Origin of the sequence: Streptomyces sp. NPDC079167, assembly GCF_040686735.1 — a bacterium.
Classification (GTDB): domain Bacteria; phylum Actinomycetota; class Actinomycetes; order Streptomycetales; family Streptomycetaceae; genus Streptomyces.
In genome coordinates, this window is sequence record NZ_JBFBLO010000004.1 from 397283 (window position 1) to 421973 (window position 24691).

Annotated in this window: 16 protein-coding genes and 2 pseudogenes; 10 read left to right on the plus strand and 8 right to left on the minus strand. The window is 64.8% G+C overall.

Features of this window, described 5'->3' with window-relative positions; all coding sequences use genetic code 11:
- Positions 1 to 142: 142 nt before the first annotated feature.
- Positions 143 to 1330, minus strand: coding sequence for a serine/threonine-protein kinase (locus tag AB0P41_RS11665; RefSeq protein ID WP_365931502.1), 1188 nt, complete (start codon positions 1328 to 1330; stop codon positions 143 to 145).
- A gap of 394 nt (positions 1331 to 1724) precedes the next feature.
- Here AB0P41_RS11665 and AB0P41_RS11670 point away from each other — a divergent pair, with 394 nt between their 5' ends.
- The 3 genes from AB0P41_RS11670 (at position 1725) to AB0P41_RS11680 (ending at position 5483) form a co-directional block, all read left to right on the plus strand.
- Complete coding sequence (locus AB0P41_RS11670; protein ID WP_365931503.1) at positions 1725 to 2243, plus strand: hypothetical protein; 519 nt, start codon at positions 1725 to 1727, stop codon at positions 2241 to 2243.
- Positions 2244 to 2569: 326 nt separating this feature from the next.
- On the plus strand, positions 2570 to 4648 hold the full coding sequence (locus AB0P41_RS11675; protein WP_365931505.1) for a DUF262 domain-containing HNH endonuclease family protein: 2079 nt from the start codon (positions 2570 to 2572) through the stop codon (positions 4646 to 4648).
- A 106-nt stretch (positions 4649 to 4754) separates the two neighbouring features.
- Positions 4755 to 5483: a hypothetical protein gene (locus tag AB0P41_RS11680; RefSeq protein ID WP_365931506.1), complete on the plus strand. Its 729-nt coding sequence runs from the start codon at positions 4755 to 4757 to the stop codon at positions 5481 to 5483.
- Between the two features lie 718 nt (positions 5484 to 6201).
- Here the strand turns inward: AB0P41_RS11680 and AB0P41_RS11685 are convergent.
- Positions 6202 to 7326 carry an ISAs1 family transposase gene (locus AB0P41_RS11685; RefSeq protein ID WP_365931508.1) on the minus strand — a complete coding sequence of 375 codons (1125 nt, stop codon included), beginning with the start codon at positions 7324 to 7326 and terminating at the stop codon, positions 6202 to 6204.
- Between the two features lie 327 nt (positions 7327 to 7653).
- Between AB0P41_RS11685 and AB0P41_RS11690 the strand changes: the two genes are divergently transcribed.
- The 6 genes and pseudogenes from AB0P41_RS11690 (at position 7654) to AB0P41_RS11715 (ending at position 15819) form a co-directional block, all read left to right on the plus strand.
- Positions 7654 to 8085, plus strand: a complete 432-nt coding sequence (locus AB0P41_RS11690) for a CU044_2847 family protein (RefSeq protein ID WP_365931510.1) — start codon at positions 7654 to 7656, stop codon at positions 8083 to 8085.
- A complete protein-coding gene (locus tag AB0P41_RS11695) occupies positions 8082 to 9029 on the plus strand; it encodes a trypsin-like peptidase domain-containing protein (protein WP_365931512.1) in 948 nt (315 codons plus the stop codon). The genes AB0P41_RS11690 and AB0P41_RS11695 overlap by 4 nt, the downstream gene beginning before the upstream one ends.
- 1014 nt (positions 9030 to 10043) lie before the next feature.
- Entirely contained in the window at positions 10044 to 10604 is a 561-nt protein-coding gene (locus tag AB0P41_RS11700; RefSeq protein ID WP_365931515.1) for a hypothetical protein, read from the plus strand.
- A gap of 15 nt (positions 10605 to 10619) precedes the next feature.
- Entirely contained in the window at positions 10620 to 11687 is a 1068-nt protein-coding gene (locus AB0P41_RS11705) for a MoxR family ATPase (RefSeq protein WP_365931518.1), read from the plus strand.
- A 7-nt stretch (positions 11688 to 11694) separates the two neighbouring features.
- Positions 11695 to 13242: pseudogene (locus tag AB0P41_RS11710) on the plus strand (SAV_2336 N-terminal domain-related protein); the annotation flags it as partial.
- A gap of 1167 nt (positions 13243 to 14409) precedes the next feature.
- Positions 14410 to 15819 carry a N,N-dimethylformamidase beta subunit family domain-containing protein gene (locus tag AB0P41_RS11715; protein ID WP_365931588.1) on the plus strand — a complete coding sequence of 470 codons (1410 nt, stop codon included), beginning with the start codon at positions 14410 to 14412 and terminating at the stop codon, positions 15817 to 15819.
- Positions 15820 to 16016: 197 nt separating this feature from the next.
- Here AB0P41_RS11715 and AB0P41_RS11720 read toward each other — a convergent pair whose 3' ends face one another.
- The 3 genes and pseudogenes from AB0P41_RS11720 to AB0P41_RS11730 form a co-directional block, all read right to left on the minus strand.
- Positions 16017 to 17399 carry a solute carrier family 23 protein gene (locus AB0P41_RS11720; protein ID WP_365931520.1) on the minus strand — a complete coding sequence of 461 codons (1383 nt, stop codon included), beginning with the start codon at positions 17397 to 17399 and terminating at the stop codon, positions 16017 to 16019.
- 187 nt (positions 17400 to 17586) lie between these two features.
- A pseudogene (locus AB0P41_RS11725) lies at positions 17587 to 17742 on the minus strand (nitrate reductase); the annotation flags it as partial.
- Positions 17743 to 17931: 189 nt separating this feature from the next.
- Positions 17932 to 19161, minus strand: a complete 1230-nt coding sequence (locus tag AB0P41_RS11730; RefSeq protein WP_365931522.1) for an MFS transporter — start codon at positions 19159 to 19161, stop codon at positions 17932 to 17934.
- 142 nt (positions 19162 to 19303) lie between these two features.
- On the opposite strand from AB0P41_RS11730, the gene AB0P41_RS11735 reads away from it, so the two are divergent.
- Positions 19304 to 20503, plus strand: coding sequence for an ROK family transcriptional regulator (locus tag AB0P41_RS11735; protein WP_365931524.1), 1200 nt, complete (start codon positions 19304 to 19306; stop codon positions 20501 to 20503).
- A 40-nt stretch (positions 20504 to 20543) separates the two neighbouring features.
- Here the strand turns inward: AB0P41_RS11735 and AB0P41_RS11740 are convergent, their stop codons facing one another.
- The 3 genes from AB0P41_RS11740 to AB0P41_RS11750 all read right to left on the minus strand — a co-directional run bounded on the left by AB0P41_RS11740 (position 20544) and on the right by AB0P41_RS11750 (position 24690).
- Positions 20544 to 22994: a UvrD-helicase domain-containing protein gene (locus AB0P41_RS11740; RefSeq protein ID WP_365931525.1), complete on the minus strand. Its 2451-nt coding sequence runs from the start codon at positions 22992 to 22994 to the stop codon at positions 20544 to 20546.
- A 331-nt stretch (positions 22995 to 23325) separates the two neighbouring features.
- Complete coding sequence (locus tag AB0P41_RS11745; RefSeq protein ID WP_365931527.1) at positions 23326 to 23937, minus strand: serine/threonine-protein kinase; 612 nt, start codon at positions 23935 to 23937, stop codon at positions 23326 to 23328.
- 348 nt (positions 23938 to 24285) lie between these two features.
- Entirely contained in the window at positions 24286 to 24690 is a 405-nt protein-coding gene (locus AB0P41_RS11750; protein ID WP_365931529.1) for a hypothetical protein, read from the minus strand.
- Position 24691: the final 1 nt, after the last annotated feature.

Here is a 24691-nt window from a genome sequence, read left to right on the forward strand (position 1 = left end):
TACCGCTCCATTCCTTCATCCTGCTATTTCACATACGCTCCGGAGAAGCCCGGAGGCGAGGTACGGAGACTCGATCGTCTGCCGTCGTTTTACCTCAGTGCACTGACATTGCCTCCGGCAGACGATGCGCCTGATAGGCGAGCTACAGCGCGGACTGCATCGCGTACCGCTTCCGCAAGTCCTCGGAAACCGTCAGAGAGGCCGGCTTACGACCCCGCCTCGGCTTCTGGGTCGGCGGCTCCGGATCAGGAGTCTCCTCGGCTTCCCGCACGATGTCTTTCGTGAGATCGCCAGGAGCCTCGGCGTCGGCGTCTTCTGAGACCGGGAGGGGACGGTCGAGCGGGCTGTCGTGGTCGTCCTCGTCCGCACTGCCGGTCTCGCCGACCGGGGCCGCGAATTGTTCGATGCGTTCCCACACCGAGGAGGACGGGCCATTGTTTTGCGCCGCGCGGGCACTGTCCTCGGAGGAAGCCGTCGCATTTACAAGTGCATGGCGGGCTTGTGCCGCAGACAACCCCGCATCCTCTACGAGTGCCACACACTGCCGGGTCACCTCGGTCAGCATGGGACGGTCGGCCGGCGCGTACGCGAGCATGGCTGTGATCAGCGGGAGGAGGGCATCAGGCAGCCCGGCCAGATTCGGGGACTGCTCCTCGTCCGCTACCTGAGCGGCAATTCCGAGCCAGTCCGCGCCCTCGTACGGGTAGTGGCCGGTCGCCGCATAGAGCAGCACTGTGCCGAGCCCGTACACATCGGCAGGTTCTTTCGGCTTGGTGCGGGCGAGCGCTTGTTCGGGAGGTATGCACCGAATGGTGCCGATGATCATCCCAGCCTGCGTCAGGTTGTCCTTGTCAGCGTCAACGAAGGCCCCGAGACCGAAATCGATCAGTATCGGACCGTACTCGCTGAGCATGACGTTCTGCGGTTTGAGGTCGCGGTGGAGCAGGCCCACCTTATGAACTGCTTCGAGCCCTTCGGCGAGCAGCGCGCCGAGGCTGGCGACGAGCGGGGTAGGAAGCGTACCCCGGCCCTGTACCTGCTCCTGAACCGTATGTCCTGGGACGTACTCGACGGCCATCCAGGGCTGCTCGGCGTACGGATCGGCATCGAGGAAGCGTGCCACTCGGTTCGTACCCACGACCGTTCGCGCGATGAGCGCTTCCTTCTCGAATCGGGCGCGCGTGGCCTGGTCGAGGCGATCCCGGCGGATCACCTTCACCGCGACCGGGTCCCCGCCGGGCGAATAGGCCAGATAGACCTCTCCCATGCCCCCCGAGCCCAGCTCGCGCTCGACCACGTAGCGGCCGATCTGCGCGGGCACCTCTGCCATGTTTTCTGAGTCACCCTCTCGCGACCGCGTCACCGTGTTGCACCATCACCGAAGGTCACCCTATCCCTGCGGCTACGGGAACAGGGCGGGTTTCTGGTCCTTGACGTGCGCAGACGTCAAGGGTGGACGAGCTGGCCCGACGGGAGACAGCCAACGTACTCACGAAGCAGGTCGGCGAGCGCCGTCCGCTCGCGCAGGTCCTGCCGCGGTGAGGGCGTCGCTATGGGCTCGGAGAGCCGCCGCGGCCGTTGAAGGCCAGGCCTGCTCGGCGTCCCAGCGAAGGCGGTACGCGTCTGACAGAACTAGCCCCGCAGTGCAGTGTGCTGCCAGTAACGTCGTCCATATCGTCAGCGGCGGCCGCGTGCGGCCGAAGTGTAAGAGGGGGCGCTGAGTCATGGGGAAATCAGCACGGGTGTTGGGCGAGGAGTTTGGCCGAACGGCTCGAGAAATGAATGCGCTCCTCAAGGAGTACGGCTACCTGGACGGAAACCCCGGCGCTTATGGGCTCACCGAGAAGGGGCAGCAGTACGCGAAGGAACAATACCATTCACGCGGTACGGGCGGTTACGCCCAGTACAACCGGAACTGGGAAACTCGTACCTGGAGCGAGGATACGGTAGCGGCACTTAGGGCCGATATGGAAGCGAATCCTGGTGGCTTCGGCGACGGAGGGTCTCCCGCTGAAGAGGAGGCAATTCTCGAGCCTGAGCCCATCGTGGACGACAGCGGTAGTGGTGGCGACGATGACCCTCAACTCAGTTGGAACGAGTTGGCCATCGGCGGGGCCGTAGTCGGCGCTATTCTCATCGCTCCTCATGTCAAGCCTTTCTGGGACAACAAGGTGAAACCTGTTGCGAAGAAGCTGCGGGGCAGATTGGCGAAACAGGAGGCCATCGAGCCCACCGAGTCCTGAGGCTCATTCGTGCTGGGCTGCCGAGGGTGGCGACGACCCATGTCGCGCGCCGTGGCCGTGCGCGGACAGGATGGTGGCCCGAGTGCCGGTTGGTCAACGCGATTGTCGGCATCCAGGCCGGCAGGTTGTGTGTGGGGCTGCGCGATCTCGAGCTGGACACGGTTGTGCGCGGTGTGCTTCAGGGGCAGCTTCCGTAGGTCGGTGGAGTGGGCGGCCACTGGTTGCGGGGTTGACGCTAGTCCCTGAATCGACCGAGAGGACCCCAATGGCAGGTACTTGGCTCGTGTGACCAGCCCCTAGTGGAGGACAGTGTGGAAGCGAAATCGATGACCCTGCGCGATCTGTTCGGGCCGGACCGGCGACTCGTCGTGCCGGTCTTCCAGAGGCCCTACGTCTGGACGGAGGACCGGAACTGGCGCCCCCTGTGGGAGGACGTCGCCTCTCTGGTCCACCAAAGAATGGCGGATGAGGAGGTTCATCCGCACTTTCTTGGTGCGGTCGTGCTGGATCAGCTACTGACACTCACGGGGTCGATGCCCGCCAGACAGGTCATTGACGGACAGCAGAGGCTGACAACACTTCAGGTTCTCCTTGCCGCGGTCCGCGATGTCGCACGCGAGCTCGATGTCCAGGACAGGTACGTACGTGCGCTCGTCAAACTGACCGCCAACGACGACGACATGACAGACGACCCGCATGCCGCCTACAAGGTGTGGCCTACCAACATTGACCGTGACTCGTTCCGCATGGTCATGGACGGTCGGCTCCGGCGGCCCGTCGACGTCGCATTCCCCGTCGCTCCAGACGCCTCGGCGATCGTCCAGGCGTACTGGTTCTTTCGCAACCGCACGGTCGAGTGGGCAGAAGAGCTGAACTACGAAGGCAGGCTGGACAAGGGCTTTGATGCCTTGGTGCGCGTGCTTCGTGACAAGTTCGAGTTGGTCGTTATCGATCTCAAGCCCGAGGACAACGCCCAGGTCATCTTCGAGGCTCTGAACGACCGAGGCACCCCGTTGCAGGCATCCGACCTGGTCAAGAACCTGGTCTTCCAGCAGGCGGAGGAGCAAGGACTCCCGGTGGAGGAGCTGTACAGGGACCTGTGGGCGCAGCTGGAGACGCCTGACTGGCGCAAGGAGGTGCGGCAGGGAAGGCTGAAGAGGCCTCGCCTTGACGTCTTCCTCATGCAGTACCTGACGGGTGAACTCGCCGAGGAGGTGATGGCTCCAGAGCTCTTCCTGACCTTTCGCAGGTATGTCAAGGCCGCTGATATGGGCCTGGTCAATCTGATGAGGCGCCTGGGGGAGCGGGCAGGTGCCTACCGGCGGCTGACAGCCGAGGAACAGCCGCTAACACCGGAAGGCCGATTTCTGCGCACTGTTGGTGTTCTGGACGCCAACACCGTTATGCCCGTGCTCCTGTGGCTGGTGAGCCGTTTCGACGAGGATGACCGGGCCGGCGCGGTGGGCACCCTGGACTCCTACCTGGTGCGACGCACCGTCTGCCGCCTGACGACCAAGAACTACAACCGGCTCTTCCTGGAACTGCTCAAGGAACTGAAGGCGAAGGATGACCCGTCAGTCGTGGCGGACTTTCTGCTCCGACAGGAAACCGACTCCGGGTTCTGGCCCCGCGATCGCGATATCCGAGAAGTCTTTCGGTCCCAGCCGTTGTACAAGCAACTCACACGGACCCGGATGCGGCTGCTGCTGGCCGAGTTGGAGGACTCGCTGTATTCGGGTAAGACCGAGCGACATGTCCACAACGGGGAGTTGACGATCGAGCACCTACTGCCCCAGGCCTGGGAGGAACACTGGCCGCTTCCCGACGGCGGAGGCCTCGGGAGCGTCGAGGCTCATGAGCGCAGGCAGTCTCTCCTCCACACCGTGGGAAACCTGACTCTGCTCACTGGCAGACTGAACACATCGGTTTCCAATGGTCCCTGGGAGCGCAAGAGGAACGACATCCTCGTGCACAGTGCACTTTCGTTGAACCGTTCCCTGCCTGCTCAGTGGGGCGAGGAGAGCATCCTGGCCCGAGCTGACCATCTGTCCGAGGCGTTCTCCCGGCGCTGGCAACGCCCGGATGGAGGCGCGCCCACCTCCTCGGTCGCAGGCTTCCCGGCACCCCGGCTGGGGGCGCGGGAGGCTACCCCCGTCGGTAGGCCGGCGACGGTTCAGATGCCCCGGTCCCGGCGCGATGTCGCACGCCACATGCGAGAGGCCTTTTCCGGGCTGCCGGTCGGAAGTGTTCTGACGGTGTCGCAGATAACGGCGGTCCCCACGAGCCAGTACGAGGGCGGGGAGATCAGTCCCGGCGCTGTGGCCGCCAGACTTCGCGCCGACAACGTTCCTGGTATCCGGGCCGTACCTGGTTCCAGCCCACTTTCCGCCCGCAAGACCAGCTGAACCGTCCCGCACTCGTGCGAGGGTGCCCTTCCTCGGGACAGATCCGTCACGAACTGGTGATGCCTGCCGTCGAGGCGAACTGGTGGAACCAAAGGAGAAGGTTCGGATGGGGTGGCGAGAGGGCGCCGGGGAACTGGACGCGCGGATGCTCGAGCGTCCGCTTCCTGTGGATGCAGTGGGAAAGCTGGGAGCCTGGCTGGCCGGAGACGGGGCGCCGTACGCGGACGGGACCGGCGAGCATGCCGTTCGCTACATCCCGGGGTCCTGGGCCGGCATCCGGCCGTGGCCCTCGGCGTTGGCTGAGCAGGTCGGACGTAAGCCAACTTTGCTGAGCCGGGCGCAGGTGTCGGCGGTGGCCCGGACTGGGGCAGCAACGGCGACCTGGACCGAGACACTCATCGCCAGCTACGTCTGGGGACAGGGTGACAACGGCTACGGGGCCTACCGGCTGGGTGAGATCCTGCGCCCAGCGCCAGTTGAGGCGGTGCTAGCACAGACTATTGCGCTGTTGGCGACCGATGGCGCCGTGGCGGCCTACCGCAGCCCGATCGGCGCGATCGCAGGCCTTGGACCGGCATTCTTTACCAAGTTCCTCTACTTCGCCGGCGGCGCCGTAGTGCATGCGCCGGGGTTGCGCCCGCTCATCCTCGACCAGCGCATAGCTCGTGTCCTGTGCGCATACACGACACGACTGGGAGAGGAGATCGGGCTCGATGAACCCGCGAAGCTCGCTGCGTGGCTGTGGAGCGATGGCGGATGGACCCCGCACCGCTACGACATGTACCTGAGATGGACGCACGGAGCCACCGTGCAGCTGGCCAGTTCCACGCACTGACCGCTCGCTCCCGACCTACTGGAACTAAGGGCCTGTATCTGGTCGTGATCAAGGGTTGATTCGCGTGAGGTCGTGGATACGGGCCGTACGCGCCGATCGGCAGGTACGGCTCGATGAACTCTCATGCCTTGTCCGTCAGTTGCACCCGCGTCATGCATAACGGCCTACCAGGTCACGCCACGGGACGTGGGCGAGTCCCACAATTCATCACGACCGCCGCAGCAGCGCCGTGAACCGCTTCTCCACGTCCCCGGCCGGGCCGATCGGACGCAGGTCCGGGTCAAGGAGGACGAGGAGGTCCCGGACTTCCGTCCACGGGATCCCGAAAGCCTTGTCAAGGGCCAGCAGCAGACGCAGCGGGGTGAGAGTGAAGCCCTAGTTGTCTCTGAGCGCCTCGATCATCGCAAGCAGACCGGCACCATCGGCCGCCAACCTACGAATGTCTTCTGTTGCCACGTCCACTGCTGTTCCCGCCGTCCGTTCCAGAGGGTGTCCCCTCCAGGCCATACACGGACGATCTACCAGATCGCGCCACGAGACGTGGGTGCTCCCACAGATTGATCACGACCAGATACAGGCCCTAGCACTGTTCAGCGGCGGATGGACCCCGTAGAAGGCTTACCTCTGGCCTCCGCCGACTCGGCGGCACCGCGTCCGCTGCCCTTTGGGTCCAGCCCAGGGCTGATTCAAAGTCGCGGTGATGTTGTTGCGGTGCTGGTCAGTTGATGCCCAGGAGCTTGAGCGGTCGGGTGAAGGGTTCGTAGGCGGTGTCGCGGAGGCCGGCGGCGATGTTGGTGTGGCCGGCGTCGCGGTGGGCGTTGATGGTGAGGTTGCGGAGGGTGGAGAGGTTGGCGGGGCCGTGCCCGGTGCGGATCTTCGAGGCGTCTTCAGCGAAGGTGGTGTCGCGGACGTGGTGGAGGCGGTTCTCGATGGTCCAGTGCGCGCGGAGGAGTCGGCCGATCTTCTGGGGTGAGGCATCGGTGGAGGTCAGGTCCGTGTTCGCGTAGACGGTCTCGCGGGTGCACCTTCCGCTTGCTTGGTCGACGCGGTAGCGCAGGATGCGGGCGGCCTGGACGACGTGGGGGAAGTCGACGCCGAGGCCGGTGACGGTCAGGACGCGGGTGGCGCGGGTTTCGCGGCGGCCGTGGCAGTGCTCGCGGTCGTAGCGGCGGGTGGTCACCTTCCGCCGGGGCAGGGACCGCAGGGCGGCGAACAGGGCGGGCTGGTTGGCCTTGACCAGCAGCAGGTAGTGCGCGTTCTTCTCCTCGACGAGGTAGCGGACGTGGCCTGTCTGGGTGTGCAGGGCGTCCGCGGTCACGACGACGCCTCGGAGGTCGAAGGGTGCGAGGAGGGCGGTGAAGTAGGTGATCTCGTTGGTCTTGCCCGGGACGAGCAGCTGGGTGACGGTGCGGCCCCGGTCGGTCATCGAGGCCAGCAGGTGCACGGCGGGGGTGTCGCGGTGGCGGGAGCCGCGGGTGGCCTTGCCGTCGACCGCGAGGCTCTCCGCGCCAGCAGGGTCCTGGCCGGTCAGGTCGGCGAGCCCGCCCGGGCAGACACCGATCACGACCCGGCGGACCGTGGACAGCGACGGCGCAACCCGCACGCCCAGCCCGCCGGCGGCGCGGGCTTCGAGCCGAGCCAGGGTGTCCTGCGGTGCCGCTTTCGCCCACTGGCCGATCGCCGCCCACGACCTCGCCCCGCCTGTGACCGCGCACGCCGCGACCAGCAGAACCGCCACGAACGGATGACGCACCCCGCGCCGCGACCGCGGATCGGGCAGCACCGCCAGGCGCTCCGCGAGCGCGCCCAGCGAGCGCTGTTGACGCGATGGCGACTTGATCAAGCAGACGGTGGCAGATTGGCGGCACATCGAAGCTCCGTTGGACGAAGGCGACTTGGGAAGCTCACCTGCACAACGGAGCTTCGTTGCGTCCGACGCGGCCCCCGGCCGCATCGTCACACCACCGTGACCAACACACCCACAAGATCACCACGACTTTGAATCAGCCCTGGCACATCACCCGATCGATGGCCAACTTGAAGAAGCCTCACTGGCACGTCTGTCGGGAGCCATGAGGCAACAGGTCGAAGACTTGTGCAGTTCAGCCTGTATGCGTGAGATCCGAAGTCTAGGCTAGCCGCTAGCTGGATTCTAGAGGAGGCAAGACGAGTGACTGAGACCGTCACAGTGGATCTGGGCAACGGAACGAGCCTGGTAGCTGAAGTCGTCGGGGAATTGCAGTTTCAGCAGCCAGATGGTCGCGGCGGGGATCAATACGGAGACGTAGGCCGCGGGAGACCTACTAGAGCGGCGCAGCTCGGTTCTGCCGTTGCGATGAGCCTTGATCAAGTGCGGACAGTGGTGCAGGGCATGGGCCGTTGGGCAGCCGATACTGTCAACGACGAGTCAGCGGGTTCCCCCGATACTGCTGAGATCGAGTTCGGCCTCAAGCTAGCAGTTAAGTCGGGACAGCTTCTGGGTGTGATTGCTGAGGCAGGTAGCGAGGCCAGCCTAACCGTGAGGTTGTCATGGGACCTTGCGTCACGGCGCGAGCAGGTGGGAGTTCATCAAGAGAGCTCTTCATCGAACTCCGTGCAATGACAGCAGCCATACCAGAGAAAGAGCAAGGAAGTATTCGTGACTGCGCAGTATGGATTAGCACAGATGGCGCCTTTCAGGGGAGCGGTTTCATTGCCTGCCCAGGGATAGTCGTGACAGCAGCCCATGTTCTGAGGCGTGCGGGTCAACTGGCCTCCGACATCCGTGTTGAGCAGGGAGTGGAAGGCTTCGACGTAAAGGAAGGTCAGGTTCGGTTGGAGCCCGTTGCATTCAGTGAGATCGACGGCTTTCATCCCTTCCCCGACCTCGCTGTCCTGTCTGTTCCTCAGTTGGCTCAGCATGCTGGGGTTGTGCTATCAACCATGGAGGCTGCAGCGGGTGACGAGGTTACGGCATTCGGATATTCCGATGCCACGCCATCGCCCGGGGTGCGGCTCGAAACTCTGGCACTTCGTGTCGCGGGCCCCTCTGGCGACTTCATTCGAGTGCTAGGAGACGGGGTGCGGGAAGGTTTTAGTGGGAGCATGGTGGTAGGGGCGAACGGATTGGTACACGGGATAGTGAAGGCAAGCCGTTCGTACGCCAACGACAAGGGTGGCTGGTACGTTCCGACAGCTCCACTAATCAAAATGCTTGGTGCGGCCGCGCGATATGACAGAACTCAGGTGGCGATCAACTCTCCTACCGACGCTGACCTCGTCGATGCGTTGATGAAATTCTCGGCGATGGCGCGCCCAGAAATTCGCCTAGATCTCTTGGAAATGATGGGCGAGCGTCTCGGGCTTCCTCATTCATTCGAAGTAGAAGATCGATCTGACCGCAGAGATCACCTATATCGCATCATTCGGCGGTGTAGACACCATCGAGACGCCGAGGGAGCTCTCAAAGCTCTGTTGAGCGGCATGGAGCAGATCGCTCCGCACGACGTGTCCTTGTCACACTTGCGCTCGTTGATCGAATGCATCGTTGGCAGCGGAGAGAAGTAGCGAGAGTGACTCCGAACGAAGTGGGGAAGCACGGTCGGCAGGGCGACAGCGACCAAGAACACGAATGCCGAACTTCTCGACACAGAAAATGCGAGCCCTGGTCTCGCAGCGCCCATGACCTCTTGTGTGGCGTGCTCCTTGGTTTCCATAAAATGGCTCGACTAGAGTTTCGAATGAGCATCGTAGAGGAAATGGGGAGTTCTGCAAAATCGCCACTGATCGAGTCGGGAATCAGCGAGAGAGATGAAGCGCGGGCGCACGTCAAGGAAATTTTGCGTACGATCGAGACCTGTCGTGATCCAGTCGGAGCGCTGGAATCGCTGCGTGATGCACTACGTTCGCAGTCACCTTATGATGGGGAACTTCCGTGGCTAGAACTGATAATCGTCGCTATTACTCGGCCCAGCTCGGTCCCTACTGAAGCTTGGCTGTCCTTGATCGGATTTCTTCGTAAGATGCCAAATATGTTGCGGCCGATCAAACTGGCTCGCTATTTGCCGCAAAGTAAAGGGCTTTCTCTCTTGACGGGAGGAGAGACGCTTCCTGAGATTTTGCTGCGCCTCATCGATAGCAATGGAAGCGAGGGGCCCGAGCCGCTACTGTATTTCCTTAAAGCGTTGAGTAATGATAAGGCGTCGGAACTTTACGGCGAGTTGCATCAGTTGAGGATGTGGTTGCATGAACTGGCACTCGTCTCCGCAGTTCCGGACCGGTATGAACTGACTACTGATGGCTCACATTTGCTTATCCTGCAAGTTCGGCTGGAGGCGGTAGAGGCCGAGCATGCTGGCAAGAGGCGCTATCAAATGCGGGCGTCCTACTATCGACAGTCGCAAAATAACGGGCCTTTAGAACGAATTGGAATCCTACCTCGACCTGTTTTAGTGTCCGAAGACGAACTGATCAGTGCCGGGAGTTACCACCTGGCGGAGTGGGCTGAACTTGTACGGGATGTTCGGGGATCCCGCGGGCGCCTAAGGATTGAATTCCTTCTGCCTGCGCCGCTGTTGAGTCATGGGGGGGGAACTTTGGTCTGTGGGTCCTGCGCGGCGTCCTCTCGGCCACCATCATCCTGTAGTCGTGCGGTCGCTGGAGCGCTACATCGATGCTTGGTTGGACCCAGAGCCGTGGCGCGAGCGTTGGCAGGCTCTGCATGCGGAAGGCCCGGATGGGAACGCGCTTGACAAGATCGGATGGCCTTCCCTGCATTTCGATAAAGCGGAAGAGCTTATCCGCTGGCTAATCGAGCATCCAGATATGGCATGTGTTGGCTTGACGGTGTCTCATGACAGACTCGAGCCGCCTGTCCGGGACGCCATCGACGATGCCATATTCACTGAGGGACTGCCCGCGATGCTTTGGCGTCGGGACGGTGGCGATTCAGCGGATTTACTTGAGGCACTCAGAGAACACTCTCCGAATAATCTAGCTGAACTTCCGGATACTGTGCGTCGGGTTCGTAGGAGTGGTCGCGTGTCGGAACAGGCCGATGTACGCAACAATATCGTTCTATTGTGGGATGACCCATACTGTGTTGATCTCGACCAAGATAGCCCGTTTCCGGGATTGACCTAAGAGAATGAGGGTGGCGTGAAAGCAGAGGATGCAGGGACCGAAGACTGGTGGATTTATAAGGGAACGGGAGTGCCTCATGACGGCATCGCCAAGCTTCCTGAACCGCCGGCATGGAGGGTATTCGGTAGACCTATTGGTACGGGGGGAAGCGATCTGCACATTCCACCGACGCAGCACTCCGCAAGAAGTACTGCCCGTCGGTTGGGGCGGGTGAAGCAGGCTAGCGCATATCAGGCAGATGAGAGGGAGCTGCACCTAGTTAATCTGGCCTTACATTTGAGACGCCCACTTTTGATTACAGGAAAGCCTGGCGTTGGAAAATCAACACTTGCCTACGCAGTTGCACATGAACTGCAGCTAGGACAGGTATTGCGATGGCCGATCACAAGCCGGTCAACGCTGCGCGACGGCCTCTACACTTATGATGCGATTGGCCGACTGTATGATGCAGGAATGCGACAGGGCGCTTTCGCTCAAGATGGTTTTTCTGAAAATGACACACCTGGGATTGGCAGGTACCTGCGACTGGGGCCTCTAGGGACAGCTCTCTTACCCTGGCGGTATCCGCGCGTCTTGCTGATTGACGAAATCGACAAGAGCGACATCGATCTACCTAATGATCTCTTGAATGTTTTCGAGGAAGGAGAGTTCGAGATTCCTGAACTCTCCAGACTTAGCGTGGATGATCAAACTGTGATGACGGCAGACGGTGATCAAACAGCCGCCGTCTGCGGCGGGCTTGTTGCCTGCAGTGAGTTCCCACTAGTTATCCTTACGAGCAACGCAGAACGCGAGTTCCCTTCCGCCTTTCTGCGTCGCTGTGTACGTCTGGAAATCTCGACCCCGAACGAGGACCGACTCGCAGCTATGGTCGACGCGCATCTTGGCGACAGTCGAGATTCAGCGGAAGCGCGTGCCGAAGTGATTGCTGAGTTTTCTCGCCGGCAAAGAGAGGAGGGTGCAGAACTAGCCAACGACCAGCTGCTCAATGCCTTGCTTATGGTCGAACGCGGCCTATGGAGAGGGGTGCGGGGGCGGAGATTGATCGAGAGTGAGCTTATGCGGCCACTTAACGAAAGTTGACACGAATATGTCCCATGGGACTCCGGAGCATTCCGGATTTCGTAAAGAGTTGGCTAATTTACTCCGGCCCACCGGCGAGGATAGCCTCTTGCCGGAAGATGTAGCCGACGTTTTGTGGATGGCCCGTGTGGCCGGCCTGATGCCACGCGACAATCTGTCGCCGGCATGGGCTCAGGGGAAGCAGAATAGAGGGGCGGTCGACGATAGGGAATCCGCTCCTACCGAACCTGACGCGTCTCGGCACGGGGAATTTAGCGCCCCTACCCAGAGTCCAACTGGTGGTGCGGCACCGAGTATGGCTCAGAGGGGATCTGGTGATACCCGAGTTCATCTACATGCTTTGGGAGACAGCGGGCGTGACTCTATTCGACCGCGCCAAGCGCAAAAGGTCGGGATTACGCATCCATCGGCGCTGGCCGGCTCGCTTGCGTTAGCACGCGCTTTGCGGCCATTTCGTCAGATAGTGAAAGCGGCCGGTGAGCCCGAGCTCGACGAGGAGGCTACAGCTCAGGCCACAAGTGAAGCTGGTAGATTACTCCCCGTGTGGCGGTCGGCAACCGAACGTCGTTTCTCCGTAGACTTGGTGATCGATACCGGATCCACCATGGCCATTTGGAACGATCTTGCCAGCGAGTTCTTCACGCTGCTTGAGCGTCATGGTGCCTTCGACGAAGTGCGCGGCTGGGCTATGAACACGGATCACGATACGCCGCGTCTAGGTGTTTTTCGTCGGCGACGTCATTCTCTCGACCCGACCGCTGTTTCTCATTTCGCATCGTGGCATCGACCATTGCGCGACACAACTGGCAGACGACTACTACTATTTCTTACTGACGGGGCTGGCCCCTCTTGGTATGAGTCGAAGCTCGCGGAATTCTTGGCCCGTACCGCTGGCGCCAGGCCGACTGCCGTTCTCCAGGTTTTGCCTCGTAGGCTATGGCATCGCACGGCTTTGCGGACTATTCCGGTGGAGGCGATTAACAGTCGTCCCTCTCGACCCATGCTCGATTACCGGTCTAAGGCTACGGTGCCTGGATTCGCTCGTGTGAGGGCAGGTACCACAGCACGAGCGCGATCCCAGTGGCTGCCAGTAATGGAGCTAGATGGCGATTGGTTGGGTCCATGGGCCAGCTTGGTGGCCGGACGGACTTCGGGCTGGACTCCCATGCTGGGTGTGCCACTCGGAACTAAAATCAGGCCTCGGCGGCGGCCTTCCCTTGCCACCAGTGATGGGGCGCCAGCAGAGGACCTTGTCAGCCGATTTCGCTCAAGCGCTTCGACCGATTCTTATCGGCTTGCATGTTATTTGGCGGCTGCTCCGTTGAGTTTGCCAGTGATCCGACTTGTGCAGCAGTCCGTACTGCCTCAATCTGGACAAGGGGATCTTGCAGAACTATTTCTGTCAGGATTGATCAAGCGCCGCAGTGTAGCCGGCGGCGATGAAGCTGCGGATGAGATCGTATACGACTTTCAAGACGGGGTGCGCGAGGAACTCTTAGGCGAGCTTACTCGTACCGAGTCCCTCTTTATTTTGGAAAATGTACTGACAAAGGTATCGGATCGAATCGCCGCTACCTTCGGCGGCACCTTGAATTTCAATGCACTGGTTGCACTTGCCGACAGCTCTCAGTCGCGAAAGTCTTCCCCCCTGCTTTCTGAGCGGAGTCAGCCATTCGCTGAGGTCGCAATTTCAGTGTTGCGCGGTGCCGGAGGTCGCTACGCATTACTGGCGCAGCAGCTCTTGGCTGCTCAACCGGCATCGGATATCACGAAGGAAAGCCTGCTGAATCGTGCGCAATCCGAACCTTCCGATGTGATCGATTTGGAATCTTCACATAAGAGAGGATCGGTTTACGATGGGATAGATGAGGAATTTCCCGATCATCATAAGGACCTGGTTGTAGGCACATTCCGTCTTGCGGACCCGGCTATCGCTATGGCGACAGTGCAGAAGTCGACCGGCCGCTCTAGCCTGGCGGTCTATCACCCATCCTCGGGAATTTTCCTTATCGACTCTGTCGACGGCAGCGTGACTAGGAAGGCGACTGTGCTTGCACGTGACACAGTCGCTATGGCTGGGTTCGTCGATAGCGAGGGGCGTAACCTAGTGGCTGCCGTCAATTATCGAGGAACCTTGGAATTATGGGATCCAGTGGTTGACGGTATCGTGGCTTCCTCGCTGCAGACTGGGATCCCTGACGTTCTTGCTATGACCGCATTTTCAAATTCTGATGGTGTCGCCATCCTGGTTATGATTGATTACGCGGGTAATGTTGTGTTGTGGGACACGTCTAGGCGCAAAATTGTGGACACTCCTATTTTAGCTGGCCGTTTCCTCGGTAGGGCTGCGGCTATCGTCAGTAATTCACGACATGATCTCGTGTTGGCTACATGTGATTACAGTGGCCTGGTTCGCCTTTGGGATCTGAATCGCGGATTAGCTCTGCAGTCCGAGATTGCCATTTGGCCTTCGCAGGTCTTGGCCATGACTTCTCTCGTTGATGGGCGCGATGGTTCTCTACTTGCGACCAGTGGATATGATCTGAAGGTGCGGCTTTGGAAGGGGGTCTCCGGGAACATCAGGTACCCGAGGCAAGAGATTTCCGAAATTTCACCCGTGAAGCGGCCGAGACAAAGGCCTCGAGTCCAAGACGCCAAGAAACCGCAGGTCGCGAGTGAATTCGGACGTCGCCGTTGGGAATCGGGTGCCCTCGCGCATGCCGTGAGCGACCCCTTCGGGCAGGGCCCGCTGCCCTGGCTTCGCGGTAGTGAGACCTACTTCGACGACACAGGCCAGGTCGTCCCCTGGTACGCCGACCCGGCCCTCAGCCGCGGCGGAACCGGCGGCGGCACGCGCACCGCCGACGACGTGCACCAGCAGATCAAGGGGTTCGTGTCCACTGGTTCCGCGGCGCCCGGCGAGGCGATCGACTTTCACATCACGGTGGACCCGCCTCAGCAGTTCTCCGTGGACGTCTACCGCATCGGGCACTACGCGGGCGACGGCGCGGCCAAGATCACCACGAGTCCGCGTCTGTCCGGCATCGTGCAGCCCGCGCCGCTGGCCACCGAGCGGACGGTGTCCTGCCATCACTGGTGGCTGTCCTGGCGGCTGCAGATCCCCGGTTACTGGTCGGTCGGGGCGTACGTTGCGGTGCTCACCACCGTCGATGGTCACCGCTCGCACGTCCCCTTCACGGTCCGCGACGACCATCCGGCCGACCTGCTGCTCGTGCTCCCGGACGTGACCTGGCAGGCGTACAACCTTTACCCGGAGGACGGCCGTACGGGCGCGAGCCTGTACCACGCGTGGGACGAGCGGGGCCGGCTGCTGGGCGAGGAGGACGCCGCCGTCACCATCTCCTTCGACCGCCCCTACGCGGGCGCCGGGCTGCCCCTTCACGTCGGCCACGCCTACGACTTCATCCGCTGGGCCGAGCGTTACGGCTACGACCTCGCGTACGCCGACGCCCGCGACCTGCACGCGGGCCGTGTGGACCCCAGCCGCTACCGGGGCCTGGTCTTCCCCGGCCACGACGAGTACTGGTCGGTGCCGATGCGCCGGACCGCCGAGCTGGCCAGGGACACCGGCACCTCGCTCGTCTTCCTCTCGGCCAACACCATGTACTGGCAGGTCGGGCTGGGTCCGTCCCCCTCCGGTGTTCCCGACCGTCTGCTCACCTGCCGCAAGCGCCGGGGGCCGGGAAAGCCGGCGCTGTGGCGTGAGGTCGACCGCCCCGAGCAGCAGCTGCTCGGCATCCAGTACGCGGGCCGGGTCCCCGACCCGCACCCGCTGGTCGTGCGGAACGCCTCGCACTGGCTCTGGGAGGCCACCGGCGCGGCCGAGGGCGACGAGATCGACGGGCTGGTCGCGGGCGAGGCCGACCGGTACTTCCCGCGTACGGCGCTGCCCGAGCACGAGAGCCGCATGCTGCTGGCGCACTCGCCGTACGCCGACAGCGAGGGGGTCACCCGGCACCAGGAGACCTCGCTGTACCGCGCCCCGTCGGGTGCGCTCGTCTTCGCCTCGGGCACCCTTGCCTGGTCCCCGGCCCTGGACCGCCCGGGCCACGTCGACCCCCGCATCCAGCGGGCCACCGCCAACCTGCTCGACCGGATCTGTAAGCGCTAAGTTTCCTGCGGCAACATCCTGGGTTGAGGACCATGTTGCCGATTGGTCGCATTCCTTGCTCTTCAACGCTCTGGGAGCCAGTACGCGGCATGACGGGCCAGGTGTACGGATTGCAGGACGGATTGGTGTTGTGCCTCGAAGTCAGATGGAAACGTTGCCGGAACCCAACCTGCGAAGCTCAATAGGAGCGCCAGCGCTCAAGATTCGCCAAGATATCGGTCGTACCCCGGGTTGTCCGATTCGGTGAGCGGCGGCTCGTCCTTCATGTGCGCAGGCGCCAGAGCCCGAAGGGCGTGGTAGCCGACGACCACAATCAATGTCCCCAGCGCAATGCCGCTGAGCTCGAAGTTGTCGGTGAGCGTCAGGCTGACGTTTCCGATTCCCACGATGAGCCCCGCGGCTACGGGCACGAGGTGGAGCGGGTTGGACAGGTCGACGCGGGAGCGGACCCAGATCTGGGCGCCCAGCAGGCCGATCATGCCGTAGAGGATGACCGTGATTCCGCCGAGGACTCCGCCGGGGATCGCAGCCACGACGGCACCGAATTTGGGGCAGAGTCCGAACAGGATCGCGAAGCCGGCGGCGCACCAGTAGGCGGCGGTCGAGTAGACGCGGGTGGCGGCCATGACGCCGATGTTCTCGGCGTACGTGGTCGTGGCGGGGCCACCGACCGACGTCGCCATCACAGTGGCCGCACCATCGGCCATGATCGCCGTGCCGAGCTTGTCGTCCAGCGAGTCGCCGGTCATCTCGCCTACAGCCTTCACGTGCCCGGCGTTCTCGGCGATGAGCGCGATGACGACAGGCAGAGTCACGAGAACCGCGGAGAGGGAGAAGTTCGGGGCGTGGAAGGTGGGAAAACCGATCCAGTCGGCCTTGGCCACCCCCGAGAGGTCAAGACGCCAGTGGTCGACCGCTTCGGTCCCTCCGGCGGGGGAGTGGATCTTGCCGAAGACGCGGTCGAAGACCCAGGAGATCAGGTAGCCGAAGGCCAGGCCGAGGAAGATCGCGATACGGGACCAGAAGCCACGCAGTACGACAAGGGCGAAGCCCGTGAAGAGCATGGTGAGCAGCGCGGTCCACTGATCCTGCGGCCAGTAGGTGCCAGCGGTGACGGGAGCCAGATTGAACCCGATCAGCATGACCACCGCGCCGGTGACCACCGGCGGCAGGACGGCGTGGATGATGCGGGCGCCCAGGGCGCGAACGATTGCCCCGCACAGGAAGAGGACCGCTCCCACGACCAGCAGTGCCCCGGTGAGGGTTGCCGCGTCGCCGCCCTGCGTCTTGATGACGGCGGCCACGCCGATGAACGACAGGCTGCTGCCGAGATAGCTGGGGATACGGCCACGAGTGATCAGCAGGAAGAGGATGGTGGCCGCACCGGATGCCATGACGGCGAGGTTGGCGTCCAGTCCCATCAAGATCGGAGCAACGAAGCAGGCCCCGATCATCGAGACCACATGCTGCGCGCCGAGGCCGGCGGTGCGGCCCCAGGTGAGCCGCTCATCCGGTCGTACGACCTCGCCCGGTGCGAGGCTCTTGCCGTCGCCGTGCAGCTTCCAGCCGAAGCCCGCCATGGTCTTGCTCCTAGATGTGTTGCTGGGTGGTGATGAGGCCCGGCCTGTGAGCTCGGACAGTTTCGATCATTGGCGGACAGTCGGATAAGAGGCGCGACGGCAGGGTCCGTCGCGGGGTGAACACCAGCCCGATCCAGCCCCTATTCTGTGGGGGAGTGCTGGCCGTCCGTGTTCATCATGGGTGCGACGGAGCGACGAAGGACGCGCCGAACATGGCCACCACGTGCTGGGCGCCGAGCCCGAACGTACGGGGCCAGGAGAGCCGCTCGTCGGGGCGCACCACCGCGCCCGGTGCGGGCGTCTTTCCGTCGCCGTGCAAGGTCCAGCGCACGCCGAGGCCCATGGTCGCTCCCTGATTGGTGTGTGCGGTGCGCCCTGGGGGTCCACCCGCGGAAAAGATCAGGGCCATGGTAGTGCCGAGCAGGCGCGGCCCCGCGCTCGGCCCCGCCGCAGGCGGAAGCTGTCGTTCCGCGCCGCAGGTGGAGGTGTCCTTCCGCGCCGCGCGTGGAGCTCTTGTTCCCCGCCCCGGTCGTCAGCCGCCCGCCGGGCTCCTGTCCGGTGCCGGCCGCGGTACGCCGCCCTCCGCGACCTTGCGGTCACCGGCCCGCAGCACCCCGGCCCCCAGGACCAGGCCGAAGGCCAGCACCGTCACCAGGCCGAAAGACACGAGCAGCGACGTCGCCTCCGCCAGCGAGCCGATCGCGGACGGGGCGATGAGCCCGGAGGTGTACGTGATGGTGGCGACGCCCGCGATGGCCCGGCTCGGGTTCGTGCCGCTGCGCCCGGCCGCGGCGAAGGCCAGCGGAACGACCACCGCCACGCCGAGGCCCAGCAGTCCGAAGCCGGTGAGCGCCAGGGCGGCACCAGGTGACAGGACCACGAGCAGTCCGCCGACCGTGGCCAGCGCGCCTCCGACCCGTACGGTCCGCACCGCACCGAAACGGTCGACCACCCTGTCGCCGGCGATCCGGGCGATCGCCATCATGAGGGCGAAGGCGGTGGTCGACGCCGCGGCGAGGCCGGCGGAGCTGCCCATGACGTCCCGGAGGTAGACCGCCGACCAGTCCATGCTGGCCCCCTCGGCGAACACCGCGCAGAAGCCCACCGCCCCGATGACCAGCGCCGACTTCGGTGGCAGGGTGAAGCGCGGCGGCGGCTCCTCGTCGGGCGGGCTGCGCAGGTCGAGGACTCCCTGGCAGGCGGCCAGACCGAGCGCCGTCAGCACCAGCGCGGCCAGGGTGTGGTGCAGCCGGGCATCCGCGCCGATGTGGGCGGCGACCGTGCCCGCAGCCGAACCGATCAGGGCGCCCACGCTCCACATGCCGTGCAGCCCGGACATGATCGACTTGTCGAGCCGGTTCTCCACCTCGACGCCCAGCGCGTTCATCGCGACGTCCGACATTCCGGCGGTGGCCCCGTAGACGAACAGCGCGAGGCAGAGCGTCAGCAGGTTCGGCGCAAGCGCGGGCAGGACGAGCGCCAGCGTCCACAGCGCGAGCAGCCCCCGCAGGGCCGTCCGCGCCCCGAACCGGTGGCTGACGCTGCCGGCCAGCGGCATCGCCAGCGAGGCACCGATGGCCGGGAAGGCGAGCGCCAGACCGAGCTGGCCCGCACTCACCGAGGCATGGTCCTGGATCCATGGGACCCGGGTCGCGAAGCTGCCGGTCACCGCCCCGTGCACGGCGAAGACCGCGCCGACCGCGCATCTGGCCCGCTTTATCTGCTCCCTGCCGAAGACCGGGACCGCTTGATCCTCTGTCATACGCCGTGCCCTCCCCTGGAAATTGCGGCCCGCCGGTGCCCCCGGCGGTGCGTCTCGCGGTGCGCAGCGTAAACTATCAGGGACCCTGCCTGATAAATAACCCCACGGCGTCGGCCGTTCAGCGATCTGGAAGGATCCCGGCATGCCCGCATCCCCGAGCACCGCCCGGGCCATCAACGACCGGCTCGCCCTGCGGCTCCTGCAGCAGGACGGCCCGCTGACGGCCACTCAGCTGAAGACCATGACCGGCCTGTCCCGCCCCACCGTCGCCGATCTGGTGGACCGGCTGCAGGACGCCGGTCTGGTCAGGGTCGTCGGGGAGAGCGGCTCGGACCGCCGGGGCCCCAACGCCCGGCTGTACGGGATCGTCGCCGACCGCGCGCACCTGGCGGCCCTCGACGTACGTACGGACAGCGTCGCCGTGGCCGTCGCGGACCTGCTCGGCGTCACGCTCGCCGAGGCCACGCTGCCCATCGGCGGTGACACGGGGACGCGGCCCGCCGTCGAGCGCGCCGTGGCGATGCTGGAGCGCACCGCACGCTCGGCGGGCACAGCTCCGCTGCACAGCGTCGGCATCGGCGCCCCGGGCCTGATCGACCCGGTCACCGGCGAGCTCAGGAACACCGCCGGGCTCCCCGCCTGGCACGGCGGTCTGGTCAGGGAGCTTCAGCAGCGGCTCTCCGCGACCGTCCTCGTGGAGAACGAGACCAACCTTGCCGCCGTCGCGGAGCACCGCGACGGAGCCGCCCGGGACCGCGACACCTTCGTGCTGCTCTGGCTCGGCAGCGGCATCGGCGCCGCCGTGATGCTCGACGGGAAGCTGCGCCGCGGTGCCTCGGGCGGAGCGGGGGAGATCGGTTTCCTGCCGGTGCCCGGCACGTCGGGGGTCCCCTCCGCGGTCAACTGCGACGGAGGCTTTCACTCCTTGGTGGGTTCCGCCGCCGTCTGCCGGCTGGCCGCGGACCACGGCATCAGCACCGGGGCCCCCGCTGAGGACAGCGCGCAGGAACAGGACCCCGCCGCCGCGTCCGCCGTCCGGGCCGCGCTGCGTGCGGGCAACGGGAACGGCGAGGCCTTCCTGGCGGCGCTCGCCGACCGCCTCGCGCTGGGAGCCGCCGCCGTGGTCTCCGTCCTCGACCCCGGCTGCCTAGTCCTGGCCGGCGAGGTCGGCCGTGCCGGAGGGGACGCGCTCGCCGCGCGGGTGGAGGAACGGCTGGCCCGGATGTCACCGCTGCGCACGGAGGTCAGGGCCGGGACGCTGGGAGGCGGCGCGGTCCTGCGCGGCGCGCTGTTCGCGGCCCGGGGCGCGGCGCAGGACGCGCTGTTCGGTGGGGGAGAGTAGGCGGCGGCTTCCGGGCCCTGGCCCGGTCAAGCCTGGTGGTTCACGGCACGGCGCCCGCCTCCACCAAGAACGAGCTCGATTCACCCCACCACGACACGTACAGACAGTCCCGCGCGCGAGTGCAGGCGACGAACAGCAGACAGCGTTCAGCGAGAACGTCGGCCTCGTGTTGAAGCCGGTCCACGTCCGCCGGGGTCACGGCCCTCGGATACGGCAGAGCGCCGCTGCCCACGCCTATGACGGCGACGCACCGGAACTCCAGACCCTTGAACGTGTGCATGGTGCCGACTTGGACGGCGGCCGGGTCGGAGGCGGCATCGCCCCGCAGACGCGCGGCGCGGATCCCCGCAGCCGTGAGCCGTTCGACCGCCTTGTCGCAACTCTTGTTGAACCGGGAGCCGATCCCGATCTCACTCGGCTCGATCCCACCGTCGAGCCACGCTCGCACCCGCACGACGAGGGCGTCGAGTTCGGCGGCCTCCGAGCTTCCGCCGAACATCTCGGGTCCGGAGCCGTGCAGGGCCGACCGATAGCCGAGCAGCGTCTCATTGCGGGCGTCGTCCGCGAGTTGCTCAAAGGGTCGGCCTACGAGGAGGGCGGTCGACCAGCTGAGGATCTCGTGGGTCGACCGGTAGTTCTTGCGTATCTTCGTGGACCGACCGGAGACCCGGACGCCGACCGCCTTCAGCGACACCTTCGTGTCATAGATGCGCTGGTGCGGGTCGCCCGCGATGAAGAGGTCGTCCGGCCGGGCCGGAGCCGCCGCGCGCAGCAGCCGCCACTGGGCGGGGTGCAGATCCTGTGCCTCGTCGACGACCACGTGCCGGAAGCGGGGGCCGTCGCTTTCCAGCAGATCGGCGGCTTCCGCACACGTGCCCAGGTAGGTGCGCAGCCCGTCCGCGGTGAGCCGCTCGCGGAACTCCACGATCGTGCGCCAGACGAGCCTGCGGGAGGACGCCGGCAGCGCACTGCCGCGCCCCCGCCGCTCACACCCCTCGTACTCGTCCAGGGACCGCAGGTTCTGCGCGAGAACCACGTGCTTGTACTCCTGGGCGAGGAACTGCGCGGTGCCGGTGAATCCGCTGGCCTGTGCCGCCTGTTCCCACCTGGCTTCCTCCTCGCCGCCCCGCAACGGCCGCCGTGACGTCGACACGACCCTTCCCGCGAACGCGTCGACGGTCATGATGTCGACGCGGTCACGCAGCTCCTCGTCCTCGACCAGAGCGGCCAGCCCGGTGCGCAGCGCGGCCACCAACGTGTTGGTGTACGTCGTGAGCAGAATCCGATCCCCGTCGCGCAGATACCCGAGCAGATGGCGTACCCGGTGCAGGGCGACGACCGTCTTGCCGGTGCCCGGACCGCCGGTGACCTGGGCGGGGCCAGAGTAGGAGGGCCGGTAGGCGACCTTGTGCTGTGACGGGTGGAGGAAGACCCGCCAGGCGGCGAACGGCTTGGCGAGGATGTCGCGGAGCTCCTCGGACGCGGTGACGAGAGCGATACGGGCCCGGGTGCGCCGGATGGCGGTCGCGAAGTCCTCGGTGTCCACGGGTGGGTCGCCGGCGGACACGGTGGACATGCTGACGGACACCACGTCGCGCCAGACCTCCTCCACGCTGAAGCCCGCCGCCAGGTATTCCAGGACCTCGCGCTGGTCCTGCGGGAAGTACGGGGCGAAGATCTCCAGTTGTTCCGCGTCGGTGAGGGCGCGGGCCTGGCGGAGCGTGGTCCCGTCGATACCGAGTGCCGTCATGTCGCCGTCGGACACATGCGCGAACAGGCGCTGATGGGGAGCCGGGGCGATGCGCTCGTACGCCGGGGTCAGCTCGTCGAGCATCGCGATGTCCCGGATCTCCACGGCCCGGGTGACCGTGTTGATGCTGGCCTTCTGCTTGATCGCCCACGCGATTGCCTTGTCGTGCGGCATCACCCGCAGCAGTACGAAGTTGTCCCCGCTGTCCGGCGCGAGGACGACGCCACGCGTGCTTTGATTGATGCGAATGGTCCTGATGTGAGGGTCGCGGGCCCGTTTGAGCGTTTCCAGTTGGGCCAGCAACAGCGTGCCAATGTCCCGGCGCAGCTCGACCGCTTCTTCGCTCACGTCGCCGTCTACCGCCCGGATGACGTCCAGAACCGCCCGCAGCGCCGCCAGCGCGTCGGTGGCCTGGCCCAGCTCGGCGCGGCACCGAGCAGCCTGGGCTCGGCACGCACGGGCATGCGTACTGCTGTGGCCACCGGTACGCGCGTACGCGTCGGCCAGAGCTTCGAACTCGGGCAGCGCCGCCCGGTAGTCCCCACCGAGTAGCTGGATCGCGGCGCGCTGAGTCCGGAGCTCCAGGACCTTCGTGTTCTCGGCACCGAGAACGTGCGCAGCCGGCTCGATAATCTCGCTCAGCACCTCGGCGGCCTGAGCGAACCGCTCCTCGTCCAGCAGCGCGTCTGAGTGCGCGTACGCCTCCGCGATCTCCTCCCGCAGCTGCTCCGGTACGGCCACGGGAACCGGAGGTGCGGCGTTCGGATCGACCGTGGTGGGTACGGCCCTGCCCGCACCGGCGCGGGCGCGCGGGGCGTACGGCTGACGGAAGACGGAAGACGCCCGTAGGATCGGGCGCTCCCCGCGGCCCCGCCTCATCGGGCGCCGGTCTCTCGCCGGGTGACGGCAGGAAGGGCCGGAGCCGCTCGTACACCTCTTGCACGTCGAAGGGCCGGGCCTCGGGCGCCTTGAGTAGCAGGTGCAGGACGAGGTCTTCCAGGGGCGCCGGTACATCCGGCCGAAGTAGGCGCAGCGGGGTCGGTGCGGCGTTCACGTGCTGGTACATCACTAGTTACTCGCTGTCGGCGGTGAACAGGCTCCTCCCGCTGAGCAGTTCGTGCAATACGCAGCCAAGCGCGTACAGGTCGGTCTGCGGACTGGTCCGCCCGCCTCGAACCTGCTCCGGCGCCATGTACTGGTAGGTCCCGATGGGGCTGCCGGTCGCCGTCAGTTTGGTGACATCCGTCCGCAGGATCGCCGCGATCCCGAAGTCGAGGACCTTCACCGTTCCGTCCTCTGTGACCAGGATATTGCTCAACTTGAGGTCGCGGTGGATCACGGGTACGTCGTGGGCGTGCGACAGCACGGTGGCGACCTGCGCTGCGACGGCCACCGCCCAGCTGACGGGCAGTGGGTGATCAGGGTGGAGGCACGCGGACAGGGGGACGCCGTCGACCAGCTCCATGACGAGGAACAGCCGCTCATGGGCGTCATCCAGCACGGCGTCGAACACCTGCGGCACGCCGGGATGCTGGATGCGCGCGGTGATGCGGGCCTCGCGCTTGAATCGCTTGGCGAACTCCTCGGCCAGCTGCGGTGAGCCGGCAACGGCCTGCCGCCGGACCACCTTCACGGTGACCGGCCGGTCCAGCACGGCGTCGTAACCACGCCACACGTCACCCATGCGCCGCTGTTGAGCTCCTCCAGGAGCTCGTACCGCCCGGCGATCGGCTGCTCCGGCACCTTGCCCCCGTGTGTGCGTGTACTGAGGGCCGACGCGTGTTGGCGCGTGGACCGGACGTGGTGGGGCCAAGTCTCTCCGTGCGGCAATCTCCAGTCCAGCGAAGCTGCGGGAGCGAGTGGGGGGCGTCACTTTCCGGTCACCGGAGGCGGAGCGCCGGGCGCGCTCCGTTTCGGTCCGCTGAGGCCGGCACCGCATCTCGCGTTACAGCTGCCTCGTGATCATCCGAACGTGCTTCGTGAGTCTGGGGCCCGCAAGTTCAAACGATTCGTAGCCCGATTGTCAAGTTCCCTATTCAGGTTGAATCTCTTTTCGGGTAATGGGGGCCTCGGAGAGTGTCTGGAAGATCTTTTCAAGGTCTCCAGCGGTTTTTGCACAGAAGTCCTCGTCGGACTGTCTGATCAAGTCCATTGCCTGGTTGAAGTTCTGACCATCAGGCCCGGCCTCCTGGATCAATCGCGAGGGGACGATCATCCAGTTCCTGGTCGACTTGAACGTCCACTCGACCTGCTTTGGGGTTTCTCGAACGGCCGATTCAAAGATCTTTTTCAACTGGTCATCAGGTTCGGCATAGCGCCACCCAACAAATGCTACTTGTAGGTATCCATAGACAGGGTGACGCTCTGTCGGCGACCTGAACCACACCACGTCACCGAATCGACTCAGTACCTGTTTTGCCCGCTCGTTGCGCTTCATG